At 29.9% G+C, this 22,329-nt stretch carries 23 protein-coding genes; 3 read left to right on the top strand and 20 right to left on the bottom strand.

Translation table 11 applies throughout. From position 1 onward, the window contains the following. Positions 1-426 precede the first annotated feature (426 nt). From ACZYT4_RS07225 to xerA, 8 genes are all read right to left on the bottom strand, one after another. Positions 427-681 carry a hypothetical protein gene (locus tag ACZYT4_RS07225; protein ID WP_087297499.1) on the bottom strand — a complete coding sequence of 85 codons (255 nt, stop codon included), beginning with the start codon at positions 679-681 and terminating at the stop codon, positions 427-429. Then, entirely contained in the window at positions 671-3,115 is a 2,445-nt protein-coding gene (locus tag ACZYT4_RS07220; protein WP_463784078.1) for a hypothetical protein, read from the bottom strand. Before ACZYT4_RS07220 ends, ACZYT4_RS07225 begins: the two co-directional genes overlap by 11 nt. 378 nt (positions 3,116-3,493) lie before the next feature. Beyond that, complete coding sequence (locus tag ACZYT4_RS07215) at positions 3,494-4,333, bottom strand: GIY-YIG nuclease family protein (RefSeq protein ID WP_463784076.1); 840 nt, start codon at positions 4,331-4,333, stop codon at positions 3,494-3,496. A 19-nt stretch (positions 4,334-4,352) separates the two neighbouring features. After that, the gene (locus ACZYT4_RS07210) at positions 4,353-7,415 is read right to left on the bottom strand and encodes a type I restriction endonuclease subunit R (RefSeq protein ID WP_463784073.1); all 3,063 of its coding nucleotides are present in this window, start codon (positions 7,413-7,415) and stop codon (positions 4,353-4,355) included. Positions 7,416-7,420: 5 nt separating this feature from the next. Continuing rightward, positions 7,421-8,239: a hypothetical protein gene (locus tag ACZYT4_RS07205; protein ID WP_463784069.1), complete on the bottom strand. Its 819-nt coding sequence runs from the start codon at positions 8,237-8,239 to the stop codon at positions 7,421-7,423. Between the two features lie 89 nt (positions 8,240-8,328). Then, complete coding sequence (locus ACZYT4_RS07200) at positions 8,329-9,207, bottom strand: hypothetical protein (protein ID WP_463784066.1); 879 nt, start codon at positions 9,205-9,207, stop codon at positions 8,329-8,331. A gap of 40 nt (positions 9,208-9,247) precedes the next feature. After that, positions 9,248-10,441, bottom strand: coding sequence for a restriction endonuclease subunit S (locus ACZYT4_RS07195; RefSeq protein ID WP_463784064.1), 1,194 nt, complete (start codon positions 10,439-10,441; stop codon positions 9,248-9,250). Between the two features lie 11 nt (positions 10,442-10,452). Beyond that, positions 10,453-11,439: a site-specific tyrosine recombinase/integron integrase gene (gene xerA, locus ACZYT4_RS07190; protein WP_463784062.1), complete on the bottom strand. Its 987-nt coding sequence runs from the start codon at positions 11,437-11,439 to the stop codon at positions 10,453-10,455. Positions 11,440-11,471: 32 nt separating this feature from the next. Here xerA and ACZYT4_RS07185 point away from each other — a divergent pair, with 32 nt between their 5' ends. Beyond that, complete coding sequence (locus ACZYT4_RS07185) at positions 11,472-12,179, top strand: restriction endonuclease subunit S (protein WP_463784060.1); 708 nt, start codon at positions 11,472-11,474, stop codon at positions 12,177-12,179. A gap of 195 nt (positions 12,180-12,374) precedes the next feature. Here the strand turns inward: ACZYT4_RS07185 and ACZYT4_RS07180 are convergent, their stop codons facing one another. The 9 genes from ACZYT4_RS07180 to ACZYT4_RS07140 all read right to left on the bottom strand — a co-directional run bounded on the left by ACZYT4_RS07180 (position 12,375) and on the right by ACZYT4_RS07140 (position 19,168). Beyond that, complete coding sequence (locus tag ACZYT4_RS07180; protein WP_463784059.1) at positions 12,375-12,935, bottom strand: restriction endonuclease subunit S; 561 nt, start codon at positions 12,933-12,935, stop codon at positions 12,375-12,377. A gap of 124 nt (positions 12,936-13,059) precedes the next feature. Further along, positions 13,060-14,565, bottom strand: a complete 1,506-nt coding sequence (locus tag ACZYT4_RS07175; protein WP_463784056.1) for a class I SAM-dependent DNA methyltransferase — start codon at positions 14,563-14,565, stop codon at positions 13,060-13,062. Between the two features lie 2 nt (positions 14,566-14,567). Continuing rightward, positions 14,568-14,783, bottom strand: coding sequence for a helix-turn-helix domain-containing protein (locus ACZYT4_RS07170; protein WP_463784053.1), 216 nt, complete (start codon positions 14,781-14,783; stop codon positions 14,568-14,570). Positions 14,784-14,978: 195 nt separating this feature from the next. Next, on the bottom strand, positions 14,979-15,323 hold the full coding sequence (locus tag ACZYT4_RS07165) for a TnpV protein (protein ID WP_463784050.1): 345 nt from the start codon (positions 15,321-15,323) through the stop codon (positions 14,979-14,981). Between the two features lie 12 nt (positions 15,324-15,335). Then, positions 15,336-16,565: a relaxase/mobilization nuclease domain-containing protein gene (locus tag ACZYT4_RS07160; RefSeq protein WP_463784047.1), complete on the bottom strand. Its 1,230-nt coding sequence runs from the start codon at positions 16,563-16,565 to the stop codon at positions 15,336-15,338. 38 nt (positions 16,566-16,603) lie between these two features. After that, on the bottom strand, positions 16,604-16,915 hold the full coding sequence (locus ACZYT4_RS07155; protein ID WP_463784044.1) for a plasmid mobilization protein: 312 nt from the start codon (positions 16,913-16,915) through the stop codon (positions 16,604-16,606). Positions 16,916-17,071: 156 nt separating this feature from the next. Next, positions 17,072-18,778: a bifunctional DNA primase/polymerase gene (locus ACZYT4_RS07150; RefSeq protein WP_463784042.1), complete on the bottom strand. Its 1,707-nt coding sequence runs from the start codon at positions 18,776-18,778 to the stop codon at positions 17,072-17,074. After that, positions 18,771-18,959 carry an ICEBs1 excisionase gene (locus tag ACZYT4_RS07145; RefSeq protein WP_463784039.1) on the bottom strand — a complete coding sequence of 63 codons (189 nt, stop codon included), beginning with the start codon at positions 18,957-18,959 and terminating at the stop codon, positions 18,771-18,773. Before ACZYT4_RS07145 ends, ACZYT4_RS07150 begins: the two co-directional genes overlap by 8 nt. Before the next feature lie 5 nt (positions 18,960-18,964). After that, positions 18,965-19,168: a helix-turn-helix domain-containing protein gene (locus tag ACZYT4_RS07140; protein ID WP_256197581.1), complete on the bottom strand. Its 204-nt coding sequence runs from the start codon at positions 19,166-19,168 to the stop codon at positions 18,965-18,967. Between the two features lie 190 nt (positions 19,169-19,358). Here ACZYT4_RS07140 and ACZYT4_RS07135 point away from each other — a divergent pair, with 190 nt between their 5' ends. Then, positions 19,359-20,045, top strand: a complete 687-nt coding sequence (locus tag ACZYT4_RS07135; RefSeq protein ID WP_463784036.1) for a helix-turn-helix domain-containing protein — start codon at positions 19,359-19,361, stop codon at positions 20,043-20,045. Positions 20,046-20,151: 106 nt separating this feature from the next. Next, on the top strand, positions 20,152-21,249 hold the full coding sequence (locus tag ACZYT4_RS07130) for a tyrosine-type recombinase/integrase (RefSeq protein ID WP_463784034.1): 1,098 nt from the start codon (positions 20,152-20,154) through the stop codon (positions 21,247-21,249). 25 nt (positions 21,250-21,274) lie between these two features. On the opposite strand, the gene rpsR is transcribed toward ACZYT4_RS07130, so the two are convergent. The 3 genes from rpsR to rpsF are packed head-to-tail and all read right to left on the bottom strand — an operon-like array spanning position 21,275 to position 22,274. Beyond that, positions 21,275-21,502 (bottom strand): 30S ribosomal protein S18, encoded by a 228-nt coding sequence (gene rpsR / locus ACZYT4_RS07125; protein WP_087244237.1) that lies wholly within the window; start codon positions 21,500-21,502, stop codon positions 21,275-21,277. A gap of 14 nt (positions 21,503-21,516) precedes the next feature. Beyond that, complete coding sequence (ssb, locus tag ACZYT4_RS07120; protein ID WP_463784031.1) at positions 21,517-21,972, bottom strand: single-stranded DNA-binding protein; 456 nt, start codon at positions 21,970-21,972, stop codon at positions 21,517-21,519. Between the two features lie 14 nt (positions 21,973-21,986). After that, on the bottom strand, positions 21,987-22,274 hold the full coding sequence (rpsF, locus tag ACZYT4_RS07115) for a 30S ribosomal protein S6 (protein ID WP_463784028.1): 288 nt from the start codon (positions 22,272-22,274) through the stop codon (positions 21,987-21,989). Between the last annotated feature and the right edge of the window lie 55 nt (positions 22,275-22,329).

Here is a 22,329-nt window from a genome sequence, read left to right as displayed (position 1 = left end):
TATATGCAGTATATGTACCCTAAAATCATATTTTTCTTCTCTTTAATTCATAATCATCATATATAAGTCACTCTTTTAACTTGTAACATTCCACTCTCTTCATAATCTTATCTGACAAAATTTCATCTTAATATTCTCTAAAATCACCTTTTGTATTGTTGTATCCATCTAGTTTTCGGCGAAAAAAACACTGCCGTCTCCATATGTCTTGTTTAACAAAAAATATAACTTTTTTATATGTGTGATGTAAGTATAATTCATTGAATGACACCTACTAATTGCCTGATACTATTCGAACTCCGAAATAAAATGATTATAGTGAACATATTTGTTAACATTAAAAGCGTAAAATCTCATTTTTCTATCAGATTATTTCAATTTTTACAATAAACACTTTATGTTGGTAGCATAACGGTATCAGGTTTTTTATACTCCATCCTTTTTAGAGAGTAATTCCAGCAAATCAGTGTCGTTTCTCAAGCTTTCTATCAATTCAACTAATGTTGATCTATATAATTCTAACGAACTATCAGAACAATTAATTTGATATTCAAAATCATCTTTCATATCAACTATTTTCTCTGACAAAGTAACTAAATTATCAAAATTCATTAGTTGATTTTCTGATCCATCTACATTAAAGAAAACATTCTCTTTTTCTTTTAAAATATTAATCTCCATATTTCAAAATACCTCCATAAATTTGATATCTCTTCTCAATATTTTGTTTTCCTCCATCCAATATTCGTGCAACTTCATCAGTTCCTACTTTATTGCATTCTGTATATTCTAATGGATATGACATATAACTAATTTTATTATCTTCATCAACATCTGCTTGTATTATCATATTCGCATCTGCATTCACTGTTAATATTGCATCATGTGAAGTAATAAAAATCTGTGATACCATTTTCTTATCTATTAAAAATTTAGCTAATGTTTGGGTTAAAAATTCTTTATCTACATCATTTTCAGGTTGATCAATGAAAATAATATCTGGTTGCTCAGTTTTTATAATATCGTTAAAATAATGTTCCATAGATACTTTTGCTATTGTTCCTTGATTAATTGCTGTAGCTTCTTTCCAATTCCCATTTACATTTAATTCAAGAGATAATGGCAACTCATTTTTGATGATATTATTAATATCCAAATTTACTTTTTTAAGTTCATTTATAAACAATTTAATTGATTGATCATCTAAAAAGTCAATATATTTTATTGGTAATTTTCGTAACTTTGTAGAAACATTTTTTGTTTCAATAAAATCACTATCATCAGTTAAAACATGTTTTAAACTTTCTTTATCAAAAGATAATGTAAATCTAGCCAATTCATTTGCATTCTTTGTTTCAATTGTATTTTTTATTTTATCAAAAGGATATTTCAAATGAACACTTTCAAGTTCTTTATTAATTTTCAAAACATTTTTTATACAATTAATCAAAGTTGACTGATTATTAGATAATAATTCTTCTCTCTCTTTGAAGATTTTTTCTTTTTGACCTAGTTTGGTTGAAGAGTTGCGGATAGCTATATTTAATAAATTTTGTATCTGCTCCAGTACTTTTTCTTTAATCTCTCTTTCTTCAAAAGCATCAATTTTATCATTTATCCTATCTAATAAAAACAAATATTTATTAATAATTTCTTCTACTATTTCTTTAAATTCAAAATCCAGCGTTTTATCAATGTCATTAAAATATTTTAAAATTTCATCTTTTTTTAAAATTATTTTTCTATCATTTTCTATAATTAAATGTGTTTTTAATGAATTTGGATTCGTCATATTCTTGGGTTTTAATTTAAACATGCTCTTTTTAACTGGATTAGCATTTAAAAATTCAATACTTGTGAAAATATTTCTTAAACTTTCGCTTCCTAATTTTTTCTCATCTTCCAAATCAGACATTAATTCACTATATTTATTACAATCTAAAATGAAGTCACTAATCAATGAATTCACATAAGATCTATTAGAGATTTTGAACACATCTCCTAATTTCTCATGATTATTTACATATTTCATTATTTCAGTATAAATATTTGGTATTTCTACAACTTTGAATTCTTTATAATTATTGGGAACTGATTTAATTTCTAAAAGAGCCCCCTTCCCAACTTTAGAAAAATATGCACTTTCTCCCTTTTTCTTGCTGTTATTTTTGACATCTTTTAAATCATTTCCTGTAATGCTCCTGAATATTTCATTAAGTAATAATGTTTTTCCAGATCCTGATCCACCAATAATAACATTTAATGCTGGAGATAACTCTAATGTCATATCGTTTCTAAAATTCTTATTATTATGTATCTTAATTGATTCTAAATATTTACCTCTGGATATTAGTTCAGATTCATGCGCCATTCTTGTTTTATGATTTCTAACAGAAATCTCTAACCCTCTATATGTTGGCTCCGAAAAAATATAATGTTTAACTCTATCAATAGCAACTTTTCTTCGTTGCACATCATTATCAAACTTATAATCTGACCCAACATAACAAGCGGGATACTGATAATCATCTAATAAAAGTTCTTCGATTTTACCATAAATTGAATATTTATTATAATTCTGTGTGTTCTCAAATATGACTGGAACAGAAATTCCATTTTTTATCATATTAATCACCCAGTCTTCCGCTTCTTCCACTGGTTCTATATCTTTTGACGGATAAATCCCTTTGTTTTTCATTACATGAGGAATAAAAATAAATTCCATATTTTCATGTAATCTCGCAAACTCATCTTTATCTAAAAATTTTTTTTGAGATTTATTAGTAATAATTTCATTTAGTCTATATGAAAAACATACTATATCATTTTGTGGATTCAAGATTGTAATTGCATGCACATCTTTTGTATCAAATAAATAATCTATTTCCACTCCTGGTAAATAGTTAACATTGTTTTTCTTACATATTAATGCATGTTTAATGTGATCAACAATATTCAAAGTATTATGATTAGTCACCGCTTTTAACTCAACACCTTCTTCTATCAAAACATTTTCAAATTTTTCATGAGTATACAAACTTTTAGGTTCTTTACCATCATATGTAATCTCATGTAGTGTATGTTGATGTAAATCTATTTTGTGCCATCCTTTCATTTTTTCACCCCTTAAAAACATTATCATTTTTAATTATGAAATTCATTTTCTAATAATATAACGGTATATCACCATTCTGTATTATTTCCTTCAAATAATAAATTAATCTATTGTACAAACTTCATGGAATGTTTCTTATATTATCAAAACAGTACATCATTGTTATAAAAACAAACCGCTATCTAATCCGTTTGTTAAGAAACACTCTCATTTTAACAAATTTCATTAATTACTTTTTTAATATTTCCAATCCAATAATTTATGTTTTTTTATCTCATCAAAATCTATTCTATATATTGTTAATCCTATGCCGAGAAGTTCAGTAATTTTTTGTAATTTAATCGACAAAGATACCTTAGAGTTAGTTCGTTCATCCAATCACTCATTAATATCTTTTAAAGATATACCAGAGTCATTTTTCCAATCGATATTCCCGTTACTTGTACGGCCAAGAATCACTGCAGAGGCGGCTGAAGGTGCATTAAATTCATAATCTTTTTCAAAAATATCATTTACAATAATTCCATCATCCACTAATTTATTCCTTAAATTGAAATAAGATCTTCCTCTTAATTCAAACGAAGAAACCATGTGATCAGATACTTTCGATCCTTTTAAAACTGTAAATCCACCAGAACTAACAAATCCTTTAGCATTTGCTCCACTTCCTTTACAATACAAATACACTGTTTTTTCGTCTGCATGTGGAACTGGTTCAAGAACTTTATATCCTAATGTATTAATAATTATCTTTACATTATCAATAAACTCTTCCATAGAAGCAATCTGAGATTCTTTCATCACTGTATTCTTATATGTATTTTTAGTTAATATCTGATAACGACCACATTCTCTTGCTATCTCAACAAATCTATTTTCTAAATAACGTATCAAAGCTTTATTTAAATCCCTTCCTGTAAAAACAACAGCTGAATTCCAATAGTATTTTTCTTTATCAGAATTATAATCTCTTAAATGTTGATTTAGTCTATCCAACACATTTTCAGCTTCTCCTATGTAAACAGAATCTATATCAGAATCTTCCTTACAAAATAAGAAATATACTCCCGCATTTCTAAGATCCTCACGATTACATTGTTGAACTTCTGTTCTAGGGATTTTAATTGCTTTACCATTCCAATTTGATAATTCAGCAGTTACTAAACTCTCTGCGGTCCCATTTACTAAAAATAACTCTATTGCTTTTCCATGAACCATAATATTACACTCCTATCAATCATTGGTTATCAGCCCACATCTCACATTGCATCATGACAGTTTGAACTGCATCATCCATTCCATCAGGTGGATATCTATGTATCTTTAATAATCTCTTAATCTTCATCCTCATATTTGCTCTTGCTGATTCTCTCTTCTGCCAATCAATAGTACTGTTTTTACGAAGTGTATCTGCTAGTTCCTTAGTTATTGCAATTAACTCTTCATTCTCATAAAAATCTTTAATTGCTTGTGGCTTTGTTAATGCATCATAAAAAGCTAATTCATCAGCTGTAAGACCTAACTTATTACCTTCATTTTGTGCATCAGTAATTTGTTTTGCTAATGTTAAAAGTTCTTGTATTACTTCCTCATTTGTAATCATTCCGTTAATATAACGATTAAGTGTCGCTTTTATAATTTCGCTAAATTTTGCAGATTTTACAACATTGGTTCTCTTATATACAGCTACTTGATCTGCTATTAATCGTTTTAACAACTCAATAGCTAGATTTTTTTCTTTCATTTTTGCGACATCTTCAAGAAATTTAGGATCAAACAATGAGAACTCTTCCTTGATCGATGAAAAAAGATTGATTACTCCATCACTTTTAATGCTTTGCTTTAATAATTCATTTATTCTTTCATTAATATCTGGCAAGGATAGCTTCTGACCATTACCATTATTCATTAATCGATTTACCATGACACGAATTGTTTCAAAAAAGGCTGCCTCAAAACGATTTTCTTCATTCACAATAGATGAACACAATGATAATGCTTGATGCATTAATAATGCTTCCTTCACAAAAATATCTTTATCTTCTTCTCTTACTGGATCAATAATGAAGTTTACTGCACCAGAAATTACTTTTGCTCTTTGTAATTCTGTTCCAGTTTTAAATAAACTATAATCATAACCATAGAACAAATCTTGGCAAACTGATAATTTTTCCAAGAATTTAGGATATGCTATATCTACGATATTCATATCTCCATAATTCTTTTTATCTCTTGTTGTATAATCATTCATTGCTTGTTTTAAAGCTCCTGCAATACCAATATAATCAACAACAAGTCCACCTTCTTTATCTCCAAAGACACGATTAACTCGTGCAATGGCCTGCATCAAATTATGTCCACGCATTGGTTTATAAACATACATTGTTGCTAATGATGGTACATCAAATCCTGTCAGCCACATATCCACAACAATTGCAATTTTCAAAGAACTACTATTATCTTTAAATTTCTTAGCTAGTTCTTCTTTATGCGCTTTATTTCCAATAATTTCATGCCATTCTTCAGGATCTTTATTCCCAGAAGTCATTACTACAGCAACCTTTTCTTCTTGTTTCCAACGAGGTCTTAATTCAAGTATTTTTTCATAAATCTTCATTGCAATCGGTCTAGAATATGCAACAATCATGGCTTTACCTGTTAATAAGTGTTCACGATTTTCTTCATAATGATAAATGATATCATTTACCAAAGAATCTATCGTACTATCATTACCAAGAATAGCTTCCATTTGTCCTAGTTTTTTCTTACTCTTTTCAATAACCACTTCATCAGCATTACTAGCCATTAAATCATATTCATCATCTATAATTTTTAAAGTATCTTCATCCAAATTTAATTTTACAACACGGCTTTCATAATACACTGGTCTTGTTGCTCCATCTTCTACCGCCTGTGTCATGTCATATATATCAATATATTTACCAAAAACTTCCGTAGTATTACGGTCTGCTGAAGAAATAGGAGTTCCAGTAAATCCAATAAAAGTCGCATTAGGTAAACTGTCACGAATAATTCTAGCAATTCCTACTGTACGTTTTGCTATTTCTTCGCCTTGTTCATTTTTAGTCATTTTTATTTTTTCAGTTAATCCATATTGCCCACGATGTGCTTCATCTGCCATTACAACAATATTTCTTCTATCAGACAATGCAACACCATATTCTTCAAACTTTTGCATTGTTGTAAAGATGATTCCATTAGCTTGTCTACCTTCTAATAATTGCTTTAAATGATCTCTGCTTTCTGCTTGAATAGGAGTCTGTCTTAAAAAGTCTTTACATTTACTAAATTGTCCATATAGCTGATCATCTAAATCATTTCTATCAGTAATAACAACAATAGTTGGACTATTTAATGCTCTTTGTAATAAATGGGCATAGAATACCATGGATAATGATTTTCCACTTCCTTGTGTATGCCAAAATACTCCTGCTTTTCCATCGGTTTGTGTTGCATTTTGTGTCGAAACAATGGCTTTTTTTACTGCGAAATATTGATGATATCCAGCTAATATTTTAAAAGTTTTAATTCCTTCATTTGAAAAACAAATAAAATTTTTAATAATATCTAACAATCTTTCTTTTTCAAAAATTCCTTCAAAAAAAGTATCGAATTGAGCAAACTTATCATTTACTCGATTTCCATCTTTGCTCTTCCATTCCATAAAACGATCTTCACCCGAAGTAATCGTTCCTGCTTTTGATACAAGATGATCACTCATCACACAGATGGCATTATAAATAAACATTGAAGGAATCTCATGCATATAGTTACGTAATTGACGATAAGCCTCTGAAGCATCTGTTTCTTCTCTAGAAGGAGATTTTAATTCCATTACTACTAGTGGCAATCCATTAATAAACAATATAATATCTGGTCTTTTATTACTACTCTCAATAAACGTCCATTGGTTAGCCACAATAAATGAATTATTATTTACATTATCATAATCAATCAAATAAACAATCGAAGACTTATCTTCACTACCATCAAAATAACGAACAGGTATGCCATTTTGAAGATAATCCATAAATACCATATTCTTTTGAACCAATTCACCATTTTCAAAGTTTTTTAACTTATACAATGCATCATCTATTGCAGTATGAGGCAATCCATTGTTAATTCTTTCAATTGATTCTATTAAGATATCTTCGTATAAAGGGCTATAAAAATTTCTTTCGATATTTGGTCCGTAAACATGTTGATATTGTAAGTCATTTTCAAATAAATCTATTATTGAATTTTCGTAACTTTCTTCATTATATCCTTGATACATGATTCTCACTCCTTTATTCTCAGATATTTTTCAATTTTTTCAAAGACGAGCTTATCTTCCATTTCTTTAATCCTATTTAAAAATTCATTTTTTACTTTTTCAGTACTATCTGAATCAAAAAAATATTTTTCAAATTCAGGATTACTTTTAAATGATGAAATATCATTATTTTTCAAATCACTGCCCATTAATATTTCTATCATCAATTTATAATACACATCAGCTATTCTCGTTAATATATATTCACTATCTCGATCAAGCAATAATGAATACTGTTTGATAATTCTTTTTTGTCTACCAATATAAGTTATAAAATTTCTTTCATACTCGTCTAAATCACTATCTTTACAATCAATAATCTGATACCCTATCAACTGTTTATGTTCATCATAGATATTCTTTATATTTAATCCAATTTTCTTTTGTATTTCTTCATCACGATCACCGCTATACATAAAAACAATTAAATAATGTCTAGATTTTGTTATAATACTTAATTCGTCAATATCTGATTTTTTTATTTTTGAAAGTGCATTCCCAAAATCTTTCAATTCAGATACTATTTCACGCAATTCCCAACGTTTTTCAAATAAGGAAATATCATTTTGACTTTTAGCAATTTTTTCAGGAACTTTAATAGCAACAATAATTGCTATTAAAGAAGTAAAAACTCCAGTCCAAGAAGCACATACTGAAAGAGCATCCCAATTATTATCTAAAGAAGGATTATATGAAATTTGAAAGCCAAAAATATATGACATAACTATTCCTATTATTATTACTAAAACTATCATAAATATAGATTCAATTATTTTCTTTTTCATATATTCCCCCATTTTTTACATCAATGATGTGTTTTGCTTTATACTCAAAATTGTTTTTTTCTCTTCTTGATTTTCTAATTAATATTTTATTAATTGCAGTATATACAATATAATACAAACATTGTTTGAAAGTATCTATCTTCAAATGTATTAACTTGTGCATCCGTTATATCGTTTATTAATATTTTTGAATCATAGATATCATGGTTATAAAGATTCATTACAGTATAAAAAACCAAATCCATTATCCACCAACAAACTATTTCTTCATCTGTATCTATAGAAGATAACTTTTGATCTTGCCATACATAATCAAATGGTGGTTTTGGTTTACCAATACATAAATCTGATTTGTCTATATACAAATTAAGATACTCATTAATATAATTTCCAATATTTAACTTGCCATCTGTAAAACAAATCTTTGAAAATTGTTTAAATTTATTGACCGGTTCAAAAATTCGTGGAGTTCTTTCCCATTTCTTTTCCTTATAATGTTCAAAAGCTCTATGAAAATATTTTGCGTTATCATACAAATAATCACGTTGAGCCAATTGAAATTTTTTAATATCGTTTCTTAGTGACTCTATGGCTTTATCTATCCAATTTATATCATCAATAGTACGTATATTGTATTGTTCAACACGCATTATTTCATTTTGTAATTCTATAGAACATTTACAAAAATTCGTGTATATTTTACGAGTATGTTTTTGATGTCTAGATAAGTTACTAGCAATAACACACCAAGGCAAATAATCAATCTCTTCTGCATTATCTATTAAAAACCTATGTGCTTCTTCCTCTAATTTTCTTTTTTGTTCATTTTCTTCCATCATTTCTATTTCCTGTTCATGTCGTTTTTGTAACCAATATATTCTAAACGAAACAAAAATTGTTGCACCCAAAGAAAGTAAACCTATTATAATTTGTATTACATTACTATATTTATCTACCCATTCAATCATTATAAACTCCTTTTGTTTTTATAAACAATAATTTAGCGGCTTAAAGCTCAACATCAGACACATTAATCTCGCCGGACATTAGCTTTGGTAATAATGCGTCTCTAAGTGCTATCAAATTATCTGTTTCGATTTGATTTGCCTTAATCTTTGCAAACATTGGTGCGGCGAAGTCGTGAAACTCTTTCAATTCAACATCGGTAGGTACAACAAATGGCATACCTTTGATTATTTTTGAATTTACAGCTGTTGCGATTGAAGATGTACTACCCATAGTTTGATAGTTAAAGCATTTCAAATAACAATAGAGATATTCATTTATTTCTTTCTTGTCAGTTTTGAAATGTGCAATCGCTTCATTGGTGGTCATCTCACCGTTTGTAATTGCAATTCTGCCAACAGTAAGCTTGAAGCTGAGTAAAACCGTGTTATCAGGTACTACTTTAACATTATGACGGTCAACTGCTTCTTTCGTAAGTTGTTCAGAACTACTATTTATATAAAGACCGCAATTACCCATATCAGAAATAGATACCCAAGTGACATCTTGAGGATTAGTGCTAAACCATTGCGGCTCCTTCCTCGGTGGGGTTTTACCGATAGAAATATCAAAATATTCGTCAGCACGACAAATTCTTCGCTCATCGTTGATGGTATCAACAAATCTATTTCGATATAAAGTTAGAACTTGCTGCTCTAAATTATTGTTTATGTCTATATTATTTTTTATTTTCAAATCAATAGAATCTAATATACTAACAACTTTATTTTGATAATTTCTCGGAAATACCGGGATAGGCAAAGTACCGTATGTTTTTGCATTGATATTGCCACGTGTGCTACCAGTATTAAAAGAATGAATCCAGTCTTTATAGGCTTTAGATTGACAATAATACTTAACAAATTTTGGATTGACTTTTTTAACGTCTAAACTAAATTTAATCAAAAAACCAGCATAAACCAATTCTCCATCCGTTTCATCATAAAAATAATTCCTTCCTGTGCTTGCTCCTGTTCTTGCAAATACAATATCATTCTTTTTTAAAGTATAGTTATACGCTTTTTTATCAGCCACTGACATTAAATTTGATTTATCCAAATTCCCGTCATCTTTAATATCGGTAATTCTTAAATAAGTATATAACTCATCAGAATATGGAACTGCCGAAGCTGCAATACCGTATGATCCTTTTCCGTCTAAAGATAGCTCATTTAATGTTTTTATTTCGTAATTCATTATGTAAACTCCTATCCTATATATTTTTTATGTGCAATTTTTACATTACTTTGTTTAACCATTGCATATTGCAATGTTGTATCGATCTTTTGATGTCCTAATAATTTTTGTAATTGTTCAATGGGCATTCCTTTATCAATTGCCTTTGTTGCTAACGTCCTTCTAAATTTGTGAGGATGTGCTTTATGGATATCTAATTTTCTTCCCATCTCTCTAATTCTTGTTTCTATTCCACTAATACTAATACGATTAAATGGCTTTCTTAAAGTAACAAATAATGCATTATTATCATCACTTCGACTATTTAAATAATTTTGTAAATGTACTTTTGTTCTAGCATCAAAATAAACGATACGCTCTTTATCACCTTTACCAAACACCACACATTCTCTTTCATCAAAATTTATGTCACTTTTATTTAACAACACTAATTCTCCAACACGCATCCCAGTTGAAGCCAAGATATCAATTAAAGCTAAATCACGCAAATTATCACAATTATCTCTCATTAATTCTAATGATTCATCACTATACGTTTCTTTAATAACAGAAGCAGATTTAACTTTATGTATTCTTCTAACAGGACTTTTTATAATAAAGTCTTCATCCTCTAACCAAGAAAAGAAACTAGATAATATTCGTCGTATGTTATCAATTGTCACTCTACTTGATCCATGTTTTTCCTGATATTGTGTTAAATAATTTCTTAAATCATTAGTTGTAACATTTTTAATAGATTTATTTATTGAATTAAGTACTATCTCAATAGTTGATTTATAATATTTAAGTGATTTTTCAGAGCATCCTTCTAATCTTTTAGCTGATAAAAATGAATCTATATAGTGCTGATTCGTTTTGTCATTTGTTTCACTTTGAATCTCTTCAATTTGGTAATTAGACAATACTTTTATAAGTGTGCAATTTAATTTTTCATATTGGTTATCATCTAAGCATGTAACCATATCATGTAATATCATATTTTTTATAATTTCATTCATATATATTCTCCTTTTTCGAGAACACATAAAGAGTGGCTGTTCTTCTATTAACCCTTGCCACTCACAAGAGCTTTACATATATAAACAATAATTTAGAGCAGCAAGCTCAGGCTATCTTTTCAAATGAGTTTTTAACTCTTGAAACGCTACCTGATGGTTGGAAGCAAGCCAGTTTGATAGATATTGCAGACTATCTAAACGGTCTTGCTATGCAAAAATATCGTCCAACTGTTGACGAAACAGGCATTCCGGTTCTTAAAATCAAAGAACTTCGTCAAGGCTGTTGTGATGATAACAGCGAACTGTGTTCTCCAAACATTAAAAGTGAGTACATCATTCACGATGGCGATGTTATCTTCTCTTGGTCAGGCAGTCTGTTAGTTGATTTTTGGTGTGGTGGTATCTGCGGCTTAAATCAGCATTTATTCAAAGTTACATCAAACAAGTTTGATAAGTGGTTCTACTATGTTTGGACAAAACACCATCTTGATCGCTTTATTGCCGTTGCTGCCGATAAAGCTACAACAATGGGACACATCAAGCGTGATGAACTTTCAAAAGCAGCGGTTCTCATACCCACCGAAGCAGACTACAAGCGAATTGAAGCTTTGCTTCAGCCAATTTACGATTTGATTATCGCAAACCGAATAGAGAACAAAAAGCTTGCTGAAACAAGAGACACGCTTCTTCCAAAACTTATGAGCGGAGAAATTGATATATCGGAGGTAGATTATGAATAGGAAAGACCTCTCAATACCTTTTAATGCACCGCTACATTCACAAGACACAGAACTGCAAACATACGGTTGCATAGCTAATAATCCGGATATATGCGGAAATAACGGATTACCGAATATCTGCGCCTTTTTCTCGGAAGATTGTATTTGTAAAAAACCGTCACGATCTTGGAAAAAGCAATATGCCAAACTTAAAGGCTAAGCCGCTAAATTATTGTTTATCTTCTCATTCTCTTTGATTTTTTCATCAATAGAATTTAACACCCCAACTATTTTTCTTTGAGTTTCCAGTTGAGGTAACCTAATTGGTATTTGTTCGATAACATTTCTTTTTGCAATATTTACTTGCACAGAACCACTTGAACGAGAAACAATAGCGTTATATCCAACCTTTGATGAAAAAAAATATTTCAAATAAAGAGGCAATACTTTGTCTGTATCTACTCTAAGTAACAGCAGTGCTTGACTAATAATTCCGTTAGGATCATCATCCTTAATAATAGAAACTTTACCTACAGTTCCTGAACAACTAATTATCAAGTCATCTTTTCTCACCTGAAATCGTTTCATTTCATTAAATTTTTGTTCATCAATATAATATCTAAATTCTCTACTATTATAGATAGCGTGTTGTTGTTCATAAACGGGTATACCATCTTCTTTCATATCTCCTCTTTTAAGAGCAGAACCAAAGGGACCTCTTATGTATCCTTTATCTACTAAAACTTCAGAAAGGATTGTCTCATTCCATTCATTCATAATTGTTATTCTCCCTATTACATATATTTTTTAATCAATCTAACAATTCCATATTTTTACACTACAGACTTTAAGATTGTACTTAATCAACATTGTTATAATCCATTTAGATAGAACTCTAAAATTATATTTTATATCCAATTGCCCCCAATTTCTTACGAATTTCATCTTCTAACTCGTGGGACTTAGCAAACATAACTGATAATTCAGAAGTAAGACGTTTCATCTTATCATCAAATGGTTCACCATCATCTTCTTGTTCCTCAATACCTACATATCTTCCTGGAGTTAAAATATAGTCTTGTTTTGCTATATCTTCTGTAGTCGCTATGGCACAAAATCCTTTTACCACTTCTAAGGTACCATTTTGAAATGATTCAAACGTGTCAGCTAGCTTTTTAATATCTTCAGTAGTAAAGTCTCTATGTTTACGATCTACCATATATCCCATTTTGCGTGCATCAATGAAGAGAGTTTTTCCTTTTTGTGTTTTATTTTTACTAATAAACCATAATGTTACAGGGATTGTAACACTATAAAATAATTGTGTTGGTAATGCTACAATTCCTTCGATTAGATCTGCTTCTATAATATTTTTTCGAATTTCTCCTTCTCCTGATGTTTGAGATGATAATGCGCCATTAGCTAATACTAAACCTATTTTTCCATTTGGTGCTAAATGGTGAATCATATGTTGAATCCAGGCAAAGTTTGCATTTCCTTCAGGTGGTAAGCCATATTTCCAACGAACATCATCTTTTAATTTATCCTGTCCCCAGTTTTTCAAATTGAAAGGGGGATTTGCCATGATAAAGTCTGCTTTTAATGTTTTATGTAAATCATTAAAGAATGTATCCGCATGATATGGGCCAAAGTCTGCATCAATACCTCTAATTGCCATATTCATCTTAGCCATTTTCCATGTATCAGCGTTTGATTCTTGACCATAAACCGATATTCTATTTCTATTACCAGAATGTGCTTGTAAGAACTTTACACTTTGTACAAACATTCCCCCTGATCCACAACATGGATCATACACTCGACAATCTTCAAAAGGTTTCAATATTTCAACAATTGTTTTGACAATACTAGAAGGTGTGTAAAACTCTCCACCTTTAGTTCCTTCATATGCTGCAAACTGTGCTATGCAATATTCATATGTACGACCTAATATATCTCGATCTCCATCAATATCTTCCATATTCACTTCGTTTGTAAATAAGTCAACAACTTCTCCTAATACTCGTTTATCTAAATCAGGGCTACCATATATCTTTGGTAATACATTTTTAAGGCTCTTATTTTCATCTTCGATTGCTCTCATTGCATCATCTAATACAGTTCCAATTTCAGGTGTATGTGCTGCAGAAGCAATTACATTCCAACGTGCTTTTTCAGGTACATAAAATATATTTTCTTCTATATATGCATCTTTATCATTTTCAAAACCATAACCTTCTTCTACTAGTTCATTGTATCGTTTTTCAAATGCACTAGAAATGTATCTTAAAAATATCAAGCCAACAATCACTTTACGATAATCTGCTGCTGGAATATGCCCCCAAAGAACACAGGCTGCATCCCATATTTGTTTTTCAAATCCTATTTTTGTATTGTCTTTTGCCATCACTATTTCTCCTTATCTTCTGATATAAATTCAAGAATATCATCTATCTTACAGTCTAAAGTACAACATATTTTACCTAATACATCTAATGATACATTTTTATTTCGAGAAAGTCTCGCCATCGTATTTTGACTAATACCTGCCATCTTAGCAAATTCCATTTTTCTAATCCCTCTATCAATCAATAATTTAAAAAATTTGTTGTAACATACTTTCATAGATTATCCTCCATATTATTTATAATTATATATTTTATTTGTAATCATTTATATATTTTTCTTGCACTTTTACAAGTTTTTTATCAATTTCGATAATATAATTACCATTACTACACTTTAATTTAGTCAATTCTGAGACAAATGACTAAATTGAAGACCAAAATGATTAAATTAAAAGAAGTAGGTTCCCCTACTTCAATCCATTTCATTCCAGATAATTTCTTCCACACAATTTTTGATATTATTCATCTCTTGAACCCATTTCATTTGGTCTTGTTCTTTCAATTCTTCAGTTATGTTTTTTGATACTTTGTATTGTTCAACAGGGGTTTCATATCGCTGGTTTAACTCTTTATCCATACGAATCAGTTCTTCATTTAGCTCATCTCTTGCTCGTAAGGCTAGGTAATGTCCTGGATGTTTTTCCTTTAATATTCTTAAATATTCTCTTCCAAATCTAGATAAATTTGGTAAAGGTCTTTCTTCTTTTAATGACGGAAATTCATAATCCCCTACTGTGTTATACTTGATTTCTTTCATGATTTTATCCTCCTATCTTGCACCTCTTTGTTTAATTTTCTTTTGTGCTATTCTTTCGATATCTTTATCAAAACTACGATTCCTGATGTTCTCACACGCTTTGATTTGAAGCCTTAGTTTCTTTATTTCTGGTGTAAATAACTTTGCTTTTGCTGACCATTCTTCTTTTTCACCCATCGTTCTTGATCGTTGTCGTTGATAATAACAACCTTGTCTTTGTTTTAATAAGTCATTCAGTTCATCTTGTTTTTGTTGTTGATAATTATTTAATTGATCAATATCTTCTATCTTGTTCTTGGCAAGAAGTTCGATTTCTCTAGAGTATTGATCCATTTTCTTGAGTGCTTGTCTTGCTTCTTTAGAGATATGTTGCTTTCTTGTAGGTAAGATATTAATTGAAATAAGATAAGCAACATGGATTCCTGCTAGCTTAGGTAACTGTTTTCTTTTATAAAGTTGATAATATTCCTTACAACGATAATAACTTTGTGTATGTTCAACGTTTTGAGGAAGGATCCATTTGTCAGTCAATCTTTCTTCAATTTCATCAAGATGATACTTTTCTCCTAACAATTTTAGATAGATTGGTTCATTACAATATGGATGATAAACGACATCTTCTCCATCGATTCTTTCGAACTCATACCCTTTCTTTTTCATATTACCCTTTAAATCTTTAATACAATTACTCTCTTTTACAAGAGCATCTATATCCTTTTTTATGTCATTCATATAGGTTTTCATGATATGATAATTCAACTTTTTTGAATCGTATGATGGATCTTCAATGATAGATAATCCATATTCTTTGCATAATTCATCAGACGTATTTCTCATGTTCCAGTAATCTTTTTTTGTATTACAGAACCGTTTTCCATCGATGAATGAAGTTGAATTTAATAAGATATGATTGTGAATATGGTCTTTATCTAGGTGTGTGCTAACGACAACTTCATAACGATTTCCAAACACTTTTTGTGCAAGTTTTACTCCAATTTCATGTGCAACATTTGCATCGACCTCATCTATTTTAAATGATTGATAGCCATGAAATGCTACGATTCTTTTATGATCATGGAATAATTTCTTAGTCAACTGCATCGATCTTAATGGATCAAATGCATCGCAATTAAGACAAGTTACATACTGTTTTTGTTTAATCTTATTATCTTGGCTGATGTAATCCAAGACCGTTTGCATCGTCTTTTTTTCATCTTCGACATATTTGATGACATTATCCAAACGATCTCGGATAGCCCAAATTGACGTTACTGCTTTAATCAGCCCCTTACTTTTTCATCAAGATTTTTTATCATTTGTCTTAATTCCTCGATTGTTACCTCAATGATTTTTGAAGATATTTCTTGTCTATTATTCAACGTTCTAGCAATCTGATTTAAGTTATTACCGATATGATTGAACTCATTTTTTAACTTATAATACTCTAAATCAGGTGGTACTTTTATCTCTTTACCTAATATACAAGCTCTAGAAAATGCTTCTCTACTTAATTTTGTTTTTCTTAATTTCTTAACCAATATTTCAAATTCATCTTCATTGAATCGTATCTTAATTTCATGATTTCTTTTCATATGAACCTCCAATCTTGCTGGTCGTACCAGCTTTTGATTTTGTATTTTGGGGACAAAATACGTTGCTTGCTAATACATAAAATCTTAAATTTAACTTATTTAAGGAGTGACGGTGTGACGGTCAAAAGGTATTGCCCGACAATCGTCACATCGTCACTAAATTTCTTCATTTCCGTGATAGCGAAGACATATCATTCGTGCTTTATTTGTTCGTGGACGTTTCTCATAAGAGATGAACGTAGTCTTCAACAAGTCCTCATTCTTTGCTAATAACACTTGCAATTGCTTTCCAGTTAAAGCTAAAGAAAGTAGCGAGGATAACTCTTCATGAGAACCAATAAATTCTTTTTTTCGAATGATAAAATTAATAACTTTCATAACATTCTCATCAACATCACCATCATCCTCATTTTCAGTGATTTCTAAAATCATACTATCATTTTGTAATAGTGTCATTTCATCATCTGGTATATCTTTCCCTTGTATTGCTAACTGTCGTGTCTTAGATAAATGGTTTTTCTTATACATAACAAGGATTGAATCAGACCCGGCTGTTAAACCTCTACTTCCATAGATTGAATCAAAAGGATGGTTGATATCTACCTCTTTTTTTACATGTGTTATTAAAATAATCGCAATATGATATTTACAAGCTAATTCATGATAAGCTGTCGCTTCAGCATACTCACTATCATAATCTCGATCTTTTGATTTTCTTATCTTATGGAATGTATCAACCACTACAAGTTTTAAATCTGCATTTCTTTGAAGCTCTTGTTCAATTCTTAATTCTAAATCATACAAATGATTTGGCTTTAGAATATCAATAAGAAATTTATCATTTGGGTCTACTTGCATTCTTTGCAATCTTTTTTTGATTTTTGTCTTTTTATCTTCAAAAGCAAGATAGACCGCTGTTCCTTTTTGTACTTTCCTCCCTAAGAAATTTTTACCTTCTGCAATAGCATCACATAGCTGCAATCCAAAAAAAGTTTTTCCTGATTTTTGTGGTGCACCTAAAAGAGTTAGGCCTACCGATATCATATTTTCAACAATATCATCTTCATCATCATCTTTAGAAGCATAAAGTTGTGTTAAAGTAAAAGATTTTTCATACTCAATTTCGTTTCGTAATTGAACTATACCTTTTTTATATTTTAGTGTACTTTGAATAATACGTTCTATTTCTTGAATTTCTAATGGTGGTTGGCATTTCACTTCATTCTCTTTCTTAATACATTCTTTGATGGCTACATCACTAAAACCCTTTTGTTGTAAGAAACACGCCATACGAAATAGATAATCGTTCCTACATCCTTCATTAATGACATTTTGGCTCATAAATGAACTCTCTCGGTTTTCTTTATGTCTATTTAAAAAGTTTCGTACTGCATCATTTATTTTAGAAACCGGTTCTTTATTAATAAACTGATATTTATTGCCATTTATCATACTAGGTGGTGCTACAATGTAGCCACCTTTTCCTCGTATATCAATACCATCATACAATCCTGTACGTGTTTTAACTTCTTGGCGATCATCATAATAGTAAAGATGAAATCCCCCTGAGGGAGATTTCACCATTTTTGTGGTAGGTAATTCTTTTCCATATTGTTTTAAAGATTCAATTCCATTATGTTGGTTTTTTATATCAACATCTATAACAAATAGTTTTTCGCCCGTTACGATACCAATATTATATTGTGGATTTGTACCCCACCAATATTCAATAGTATCTGAATTCGTGGTTGCTTCTTCTATCCATGAATGAAGAACTTGCTTTCCTTTACTGTCTGGCGCCAGTGGAAAGACTCGTAACCCTTCTTTAGCATAGGCTAGTGCACTTTCTTTTAAACTAGGCATGTGTTCCACCATACCACTTTTCATTAAAATATCTTGCAGGGACTTTACCAGAAATAACTAAATATCCTTGTTCTTCTAAATAATCATTCATCTCTCTCATCACTGCATAAGCTTTACTTTTACTAACTCCTAATAATTTAATTACATCGTATATATCATAATAACTTTTTTCAATTTCCATAATTTCTATTCTCCTTCTTTTAATATACTATCAATACTTACATCTAACGCATCAGCAATCTGTCCGATAGTTTTGAGTTGCCCAATCCTTTGACCTCTTAATATTGCAGAGATCGTACTATAAGACAAGTTGTTGATTTTACAAAACTCCTTTACTGATAATTGACGTTCTATCAGTAAGATTTTAATTCTTGTTGAGTCAACTTTCATATTCCCACCTCCTTTTATACTCAATTTGAGTTATTTTCAATTAAATAATAGCATATATTAGGTTGTTGTCAATATAAATAACTCATTTTAAATAATTTTCATATATTTTTATTCAAAATGAGTTATATTTATTTACAAGTTGTACAAATTTGATATAATTAACTCAAGAAAGGAGGTTAAATACATATATATGGCTACTTTTTCAGATATACTAGCAAGAGAACGTAAGAAAAAAGGTCTATCTAAAGCCGAGTTAGCCAGACGGCTCAATATCCCTTATACAACTTATCAAAATTATGAAAATGGTCGTGAACCAAAAATAGATGTTATCAAACAAATATCTGATGAACTATCTATTTGTCCGAGCATATTTTTTGACTTAGAGAATACTGATTTTCTTTTTGATCATAGCTACCATCCTGTACAACACGACGAACTAAATGATATTTTATTGTACGATTCTGGTAAATTCTTTGACATGAAAGAAAATTTTGATAAAGAACATGAAAAAATAGAAGATTATGAGATAGATATTTACACAAATTTTGATGAATTCTATACATTACTAAAGGATTTTCGTAAACTCTCTTTTGTTTCTGTTGATCAGTCTCAATTTGAACAATTGCGTAATGATGCTTATCTTCTCATTAATAGAAGTTTACAAGATGCTCAATACCAATATCAAAAAGTTGTATATGAATCTCAATTTATGAATGAAGAAACAATTAATCAATATAAAGCAAATAATCCAAATTATAAGAAAGATATTATTTACAAAGTTCTCTTTACAAACAAAGAATTAGACCTTGATTTAGAAGATGATCAATCAATTGATACGATGTATCGTGTCGCATTAAAAAAATATTACAGTAAATAAAAAAAGCACTCCAGCGCCAACTAGAGTGCACAGCATGAAAAAGAATTACCTACCACAGCAATCATTTTTCATGCTCCAATTTTAACATGAAAAGGAGCTAAATACAATGCCAACATATTATGATAAGAAAACCAAAACTTGGTTTTGTAAGTTTTATTATACTGATTATAAAGGTGAGAAAAAGCAAAAGAAAAAAAGAGGATTCAAATTACAACGTGAAGCTAAAGAGTTTGAACGACATTTTCTAGAACAACAAAGTGCAGATCTTAATATGTCATTTGAAAACTTTGTAAGACTTTACCAAGATGATATGTCGCCTCGACTGAAACCAAAGACATTACATGTTAAAAACAATATTATTGAGAAAAGGATTCTTCCTTTTTTTAAACAATATCAAATGAATGAAATTACTGCCATAATAATAAGACGATGGCAAAATGAGCTTATAAGCCAAAACTATTCTGAAGCATATTTAAAAAAGATGAATGGAATACTAAATGCCATTTTTAATCACGCTACAAAATATTATGACTTAAAAACGAATCCTTGTACTAAAGCCGGAAGCATTGGTAGCCATAAAAGCAAAAAAATGCAAATTTATACTATCGATGAGATGAAAACTTTATTAGAGAACGTACAGGACTATAATGATTACACTATATTCTCTACTCTTTTTTTCACAGGTATGAGAAAAGGTGAATTGTTTGCATTACAAAAAAAAGATATAGATTTAGATAAAGGAGTTATTCACATTACAAAATCATATCAACGTATTAATAAAAAGAATGTCATTACATCTCCTAAAACGCACAATAGCTATAGGGATGTTAGTATTCCACAATTCCTTGTAGATATTATTAAGCAATATATTGATAATCTCTATAAGCCAAAGGATGATGATTATATTTTTATGAATCATTACACAAAAGCAAGAGGGCGATTGAAATACGCACAAAGCAGAGCCAATCTTAATCCTGAGTTTACTCTCCATTCCTTTAGACATAGTCATGTTTCCATGCTTATTGAATTAGGTTATAGTGCACTCATGATAGCAGAACGTATAGGTGATACCGTTGAAACAACATTAAAAACTTACAGTCATTTATACCCTGATAAACAAATTCATCTCGTTAATAAGCTTGACGAATTAAACAATAGTACCAAATTAGTACCAGAAACTCCTCAAGAAACAAAAAAGCCTTGATTTTATCAAGGTTTTTTAATCACTATTATTCACCAACGTATGGTAATAAAGCCATTTGTCTAGCACGTTTAATAGCAACTGCTAATTGTCTTTGGTATTTAGCACTTGTTCCAGTTACACGTCTAGGAATGATTTTACCGTTAGCAGAAACAAATCTTTTTAATAATTCAACATCTTTGTAATCGATGTAATCAATCTTGTTCTTTGTAAAATAGCAAACTTTTTTTCTTGGTCTTTGTCTTTTGAATGCCATAAACCTTTTCCTCCTTAAAATTGAATGTCATCTTCCATGATATCAAATGAATCAAAAGAATTATCAAAATCTTTTTCTAATTCTACTGTTTTCATATCATAGAAGTTATCTTGTGATACTTGTGGTTGTTGTTGCTGTGCTTTTTCTCTAGCAGCTCTTGTTTCCAAGAACTGTACACTGTCACAAACAACTTCAACAACATACACTTTTTGTCCTTGTGCGTTGTCATAACTACGTGAACGAAGTCTTCCTTCGACACCAACTAAAGATCCTTTTGAACAATATTTTTCTACATTTTCAGCAATTTTATTCCAAACAACACAGTTAATATAATCTGCTTGTTGTCCATCTGCTGAATTATAGTTACGATTAAGTGCTAAAGTAAAACTTGTCACTGCAGCACCACTATTTGTTCTTCTTAATTCTGGGTCTCTTGTCATTCTTCCAACTAATACAACACGATTAATCATCAGAACTCACCTTCTTATTTAGATCTTCTAAGAGTCATATGACGGATAACGTTTGCATTGATACGTGATAAACGTTCAAATTCAGAAATATTTGCTGGAGTTGTTGTTGTATCAATTACAACATAGTATCCTTTCTTATAATCCTGAATTTCATAAGCAAAATCACGCAATCCCCATTCGTTGACATTATCTACAGTTCCTTCACCATTTGTTAAAACATTTTTGAAGTTTTCGATTAATGCATTTCTTGCTTCTTCTTCAACATCAGGTTTTACAATAAACATGATTTCGTATTTATTCATCTTTTTACCTCCTCCTATGGTCTAATGGTCTATATTTAAAATATAGACAGGCAGT

It is taken from the genome of Massilimicrobiota sp. mt181, assembly GCF_055420065.1.
This window is presented reverse-complemented; position numbering and strand designations above follow the sequence as displayed.

Coding starts and splice junctions, on each gene's coding strand:
- ACZYT4_RS07150 (WP_463784042.1), bottom strand. CDS start 18,778: ATGCCTAGTTTAAAAGAAAGTGCACTAGCCTATGCTAAAGAAGGGTTA.
- ACZYT4_RS07135 (WP_463784036.1), top strand. CDS start 19,359: ATGGCTACTTTTTCAGATATACTAGCAAGAGAACGTAAGAAAAAAGGT.
- ACZYT4_RS07210 (WP_463784073.1), bottom strand. CDS start 7,415: ATGTATCAAGGATATAATGAAGAAAGTTACGAAAATTCAATAATAGAT.
- ACZYT4_RS07200 (WP_463784066.1), bottom strand. CDS start 9,207: ATGATTGAATGGGTAGATAAATATAGTAATGTAATACAAATTATAATA.
- ACZYT4_RS07140 (WP_256197581.1), bottom strand. CDS start 19,168: ATGAAAGTTGACTCAACAAGAATTAAAATCTTACTGATAGAACGTCAA.
- ACZYT4_RS07205 (WP_463784069.1), bottom strand. CDS start 8,239: ATGAAAAAGAAAATAATTGAATCTATATTTATGATAGTTTTAGTAATA.
- ACZYT4_RS07175 (WP_463784056.1), bottom strand. CDS start 14,565: ATGGCAAAAGACAATACAAAAATAGGATTTGAAAAACAAATATGGGAT.
- rpsR (WP_087244237.1), bottom strand. CDS start 21,502: ATGGCATTCAAAAGACAAAGACCAAGAAAAAAAGTTTGCTATTTTACA.
- ACZYT4_RS07130 (WP_463784034.1), top strand. CDS start 20,152: ATGCCAACATATTATGATAAGAAAACCAAAACTTGGTTTTGTAAGTTT.
- ACZYT4_RS07165 (WP_463784050.1), bottom strand. CDS start 15,323: ATGAAAGAAATCAAGTATAACACAGTAGGGGATTATGAATTTCCGTCA.
- ACZYT4_RS07215 (WP_463784076.1), bottom strand. CDS start 4,333: ATGGTTCATGGAAAAGCAATAGAGTTATTTTTAGTAAATGGGACCGCA.
- rpsF (WP_463784028.1), bottom strand. CDS start 22,274: ATGAATAAATACGAAATCATGTTTATTGTAAAACCTGATGTTGAAGAA.
- ssb (WP_463784031.1), bottom strand. CDS start 21,972: ATGATTAATCGTGTTGTATTAGTTGGAAGAATGACAAGAGACCCAGAA.
- ACZYT4_RS07220 (WP_463784078.1), bottom strand. CDS start 3,115: ATGAAAGGATGGCACAAAATAGATTTACATCAACATACACTACATGAG.
- ACZYT4_RS07155 (WP_463784044.1), bottom strand. CDS start 16,915: ATGAAAAGAAATCATGAAATTAAGATACGATTCAATGAAGATGAATTT.
- ACZYT4_RS07180 (WP_463784059.1), bottom strand. CDS start 12,935: ATGAATGAATGGAATGAGACAATCCTTTCTGAAGTTTTAGTAGATAAA.
- xerA (WP_463784062.1), bottom strand. CDS start 11,439: ATGAATGAAATTATAAAAAATATGATATTACATGATATGGTTACATGC.
- ACZYT4_RS07170 (WP_463784053.1), bottom strand. CDS start 14,783: ATGAAAGTATGTTACAACAAATTTTTTAAATTATTGATTGATAGAGGG.
- ACZYT4_RS07225 (WP_087297499.1), bottom strand. CDS start 681: ATGGAGATTAATATTTTAAAAGAAAAAGAGAATGTTTTCTTTAATGTA.
- ACZYT4_RS07195 (WP_463784064.1), bottom strand. CDS start 10,441: ATGAATTACGAAATAAAAACATTAAATGAGCTATCTTTAGACGGAAAA.
- ACZYT4_RS07145 (WP_463784039.1), bottom strand. CDS start 18,959: ATGGAAATTGAAAAAAGTTATTATGATATATACGATGTAATTAAATTA.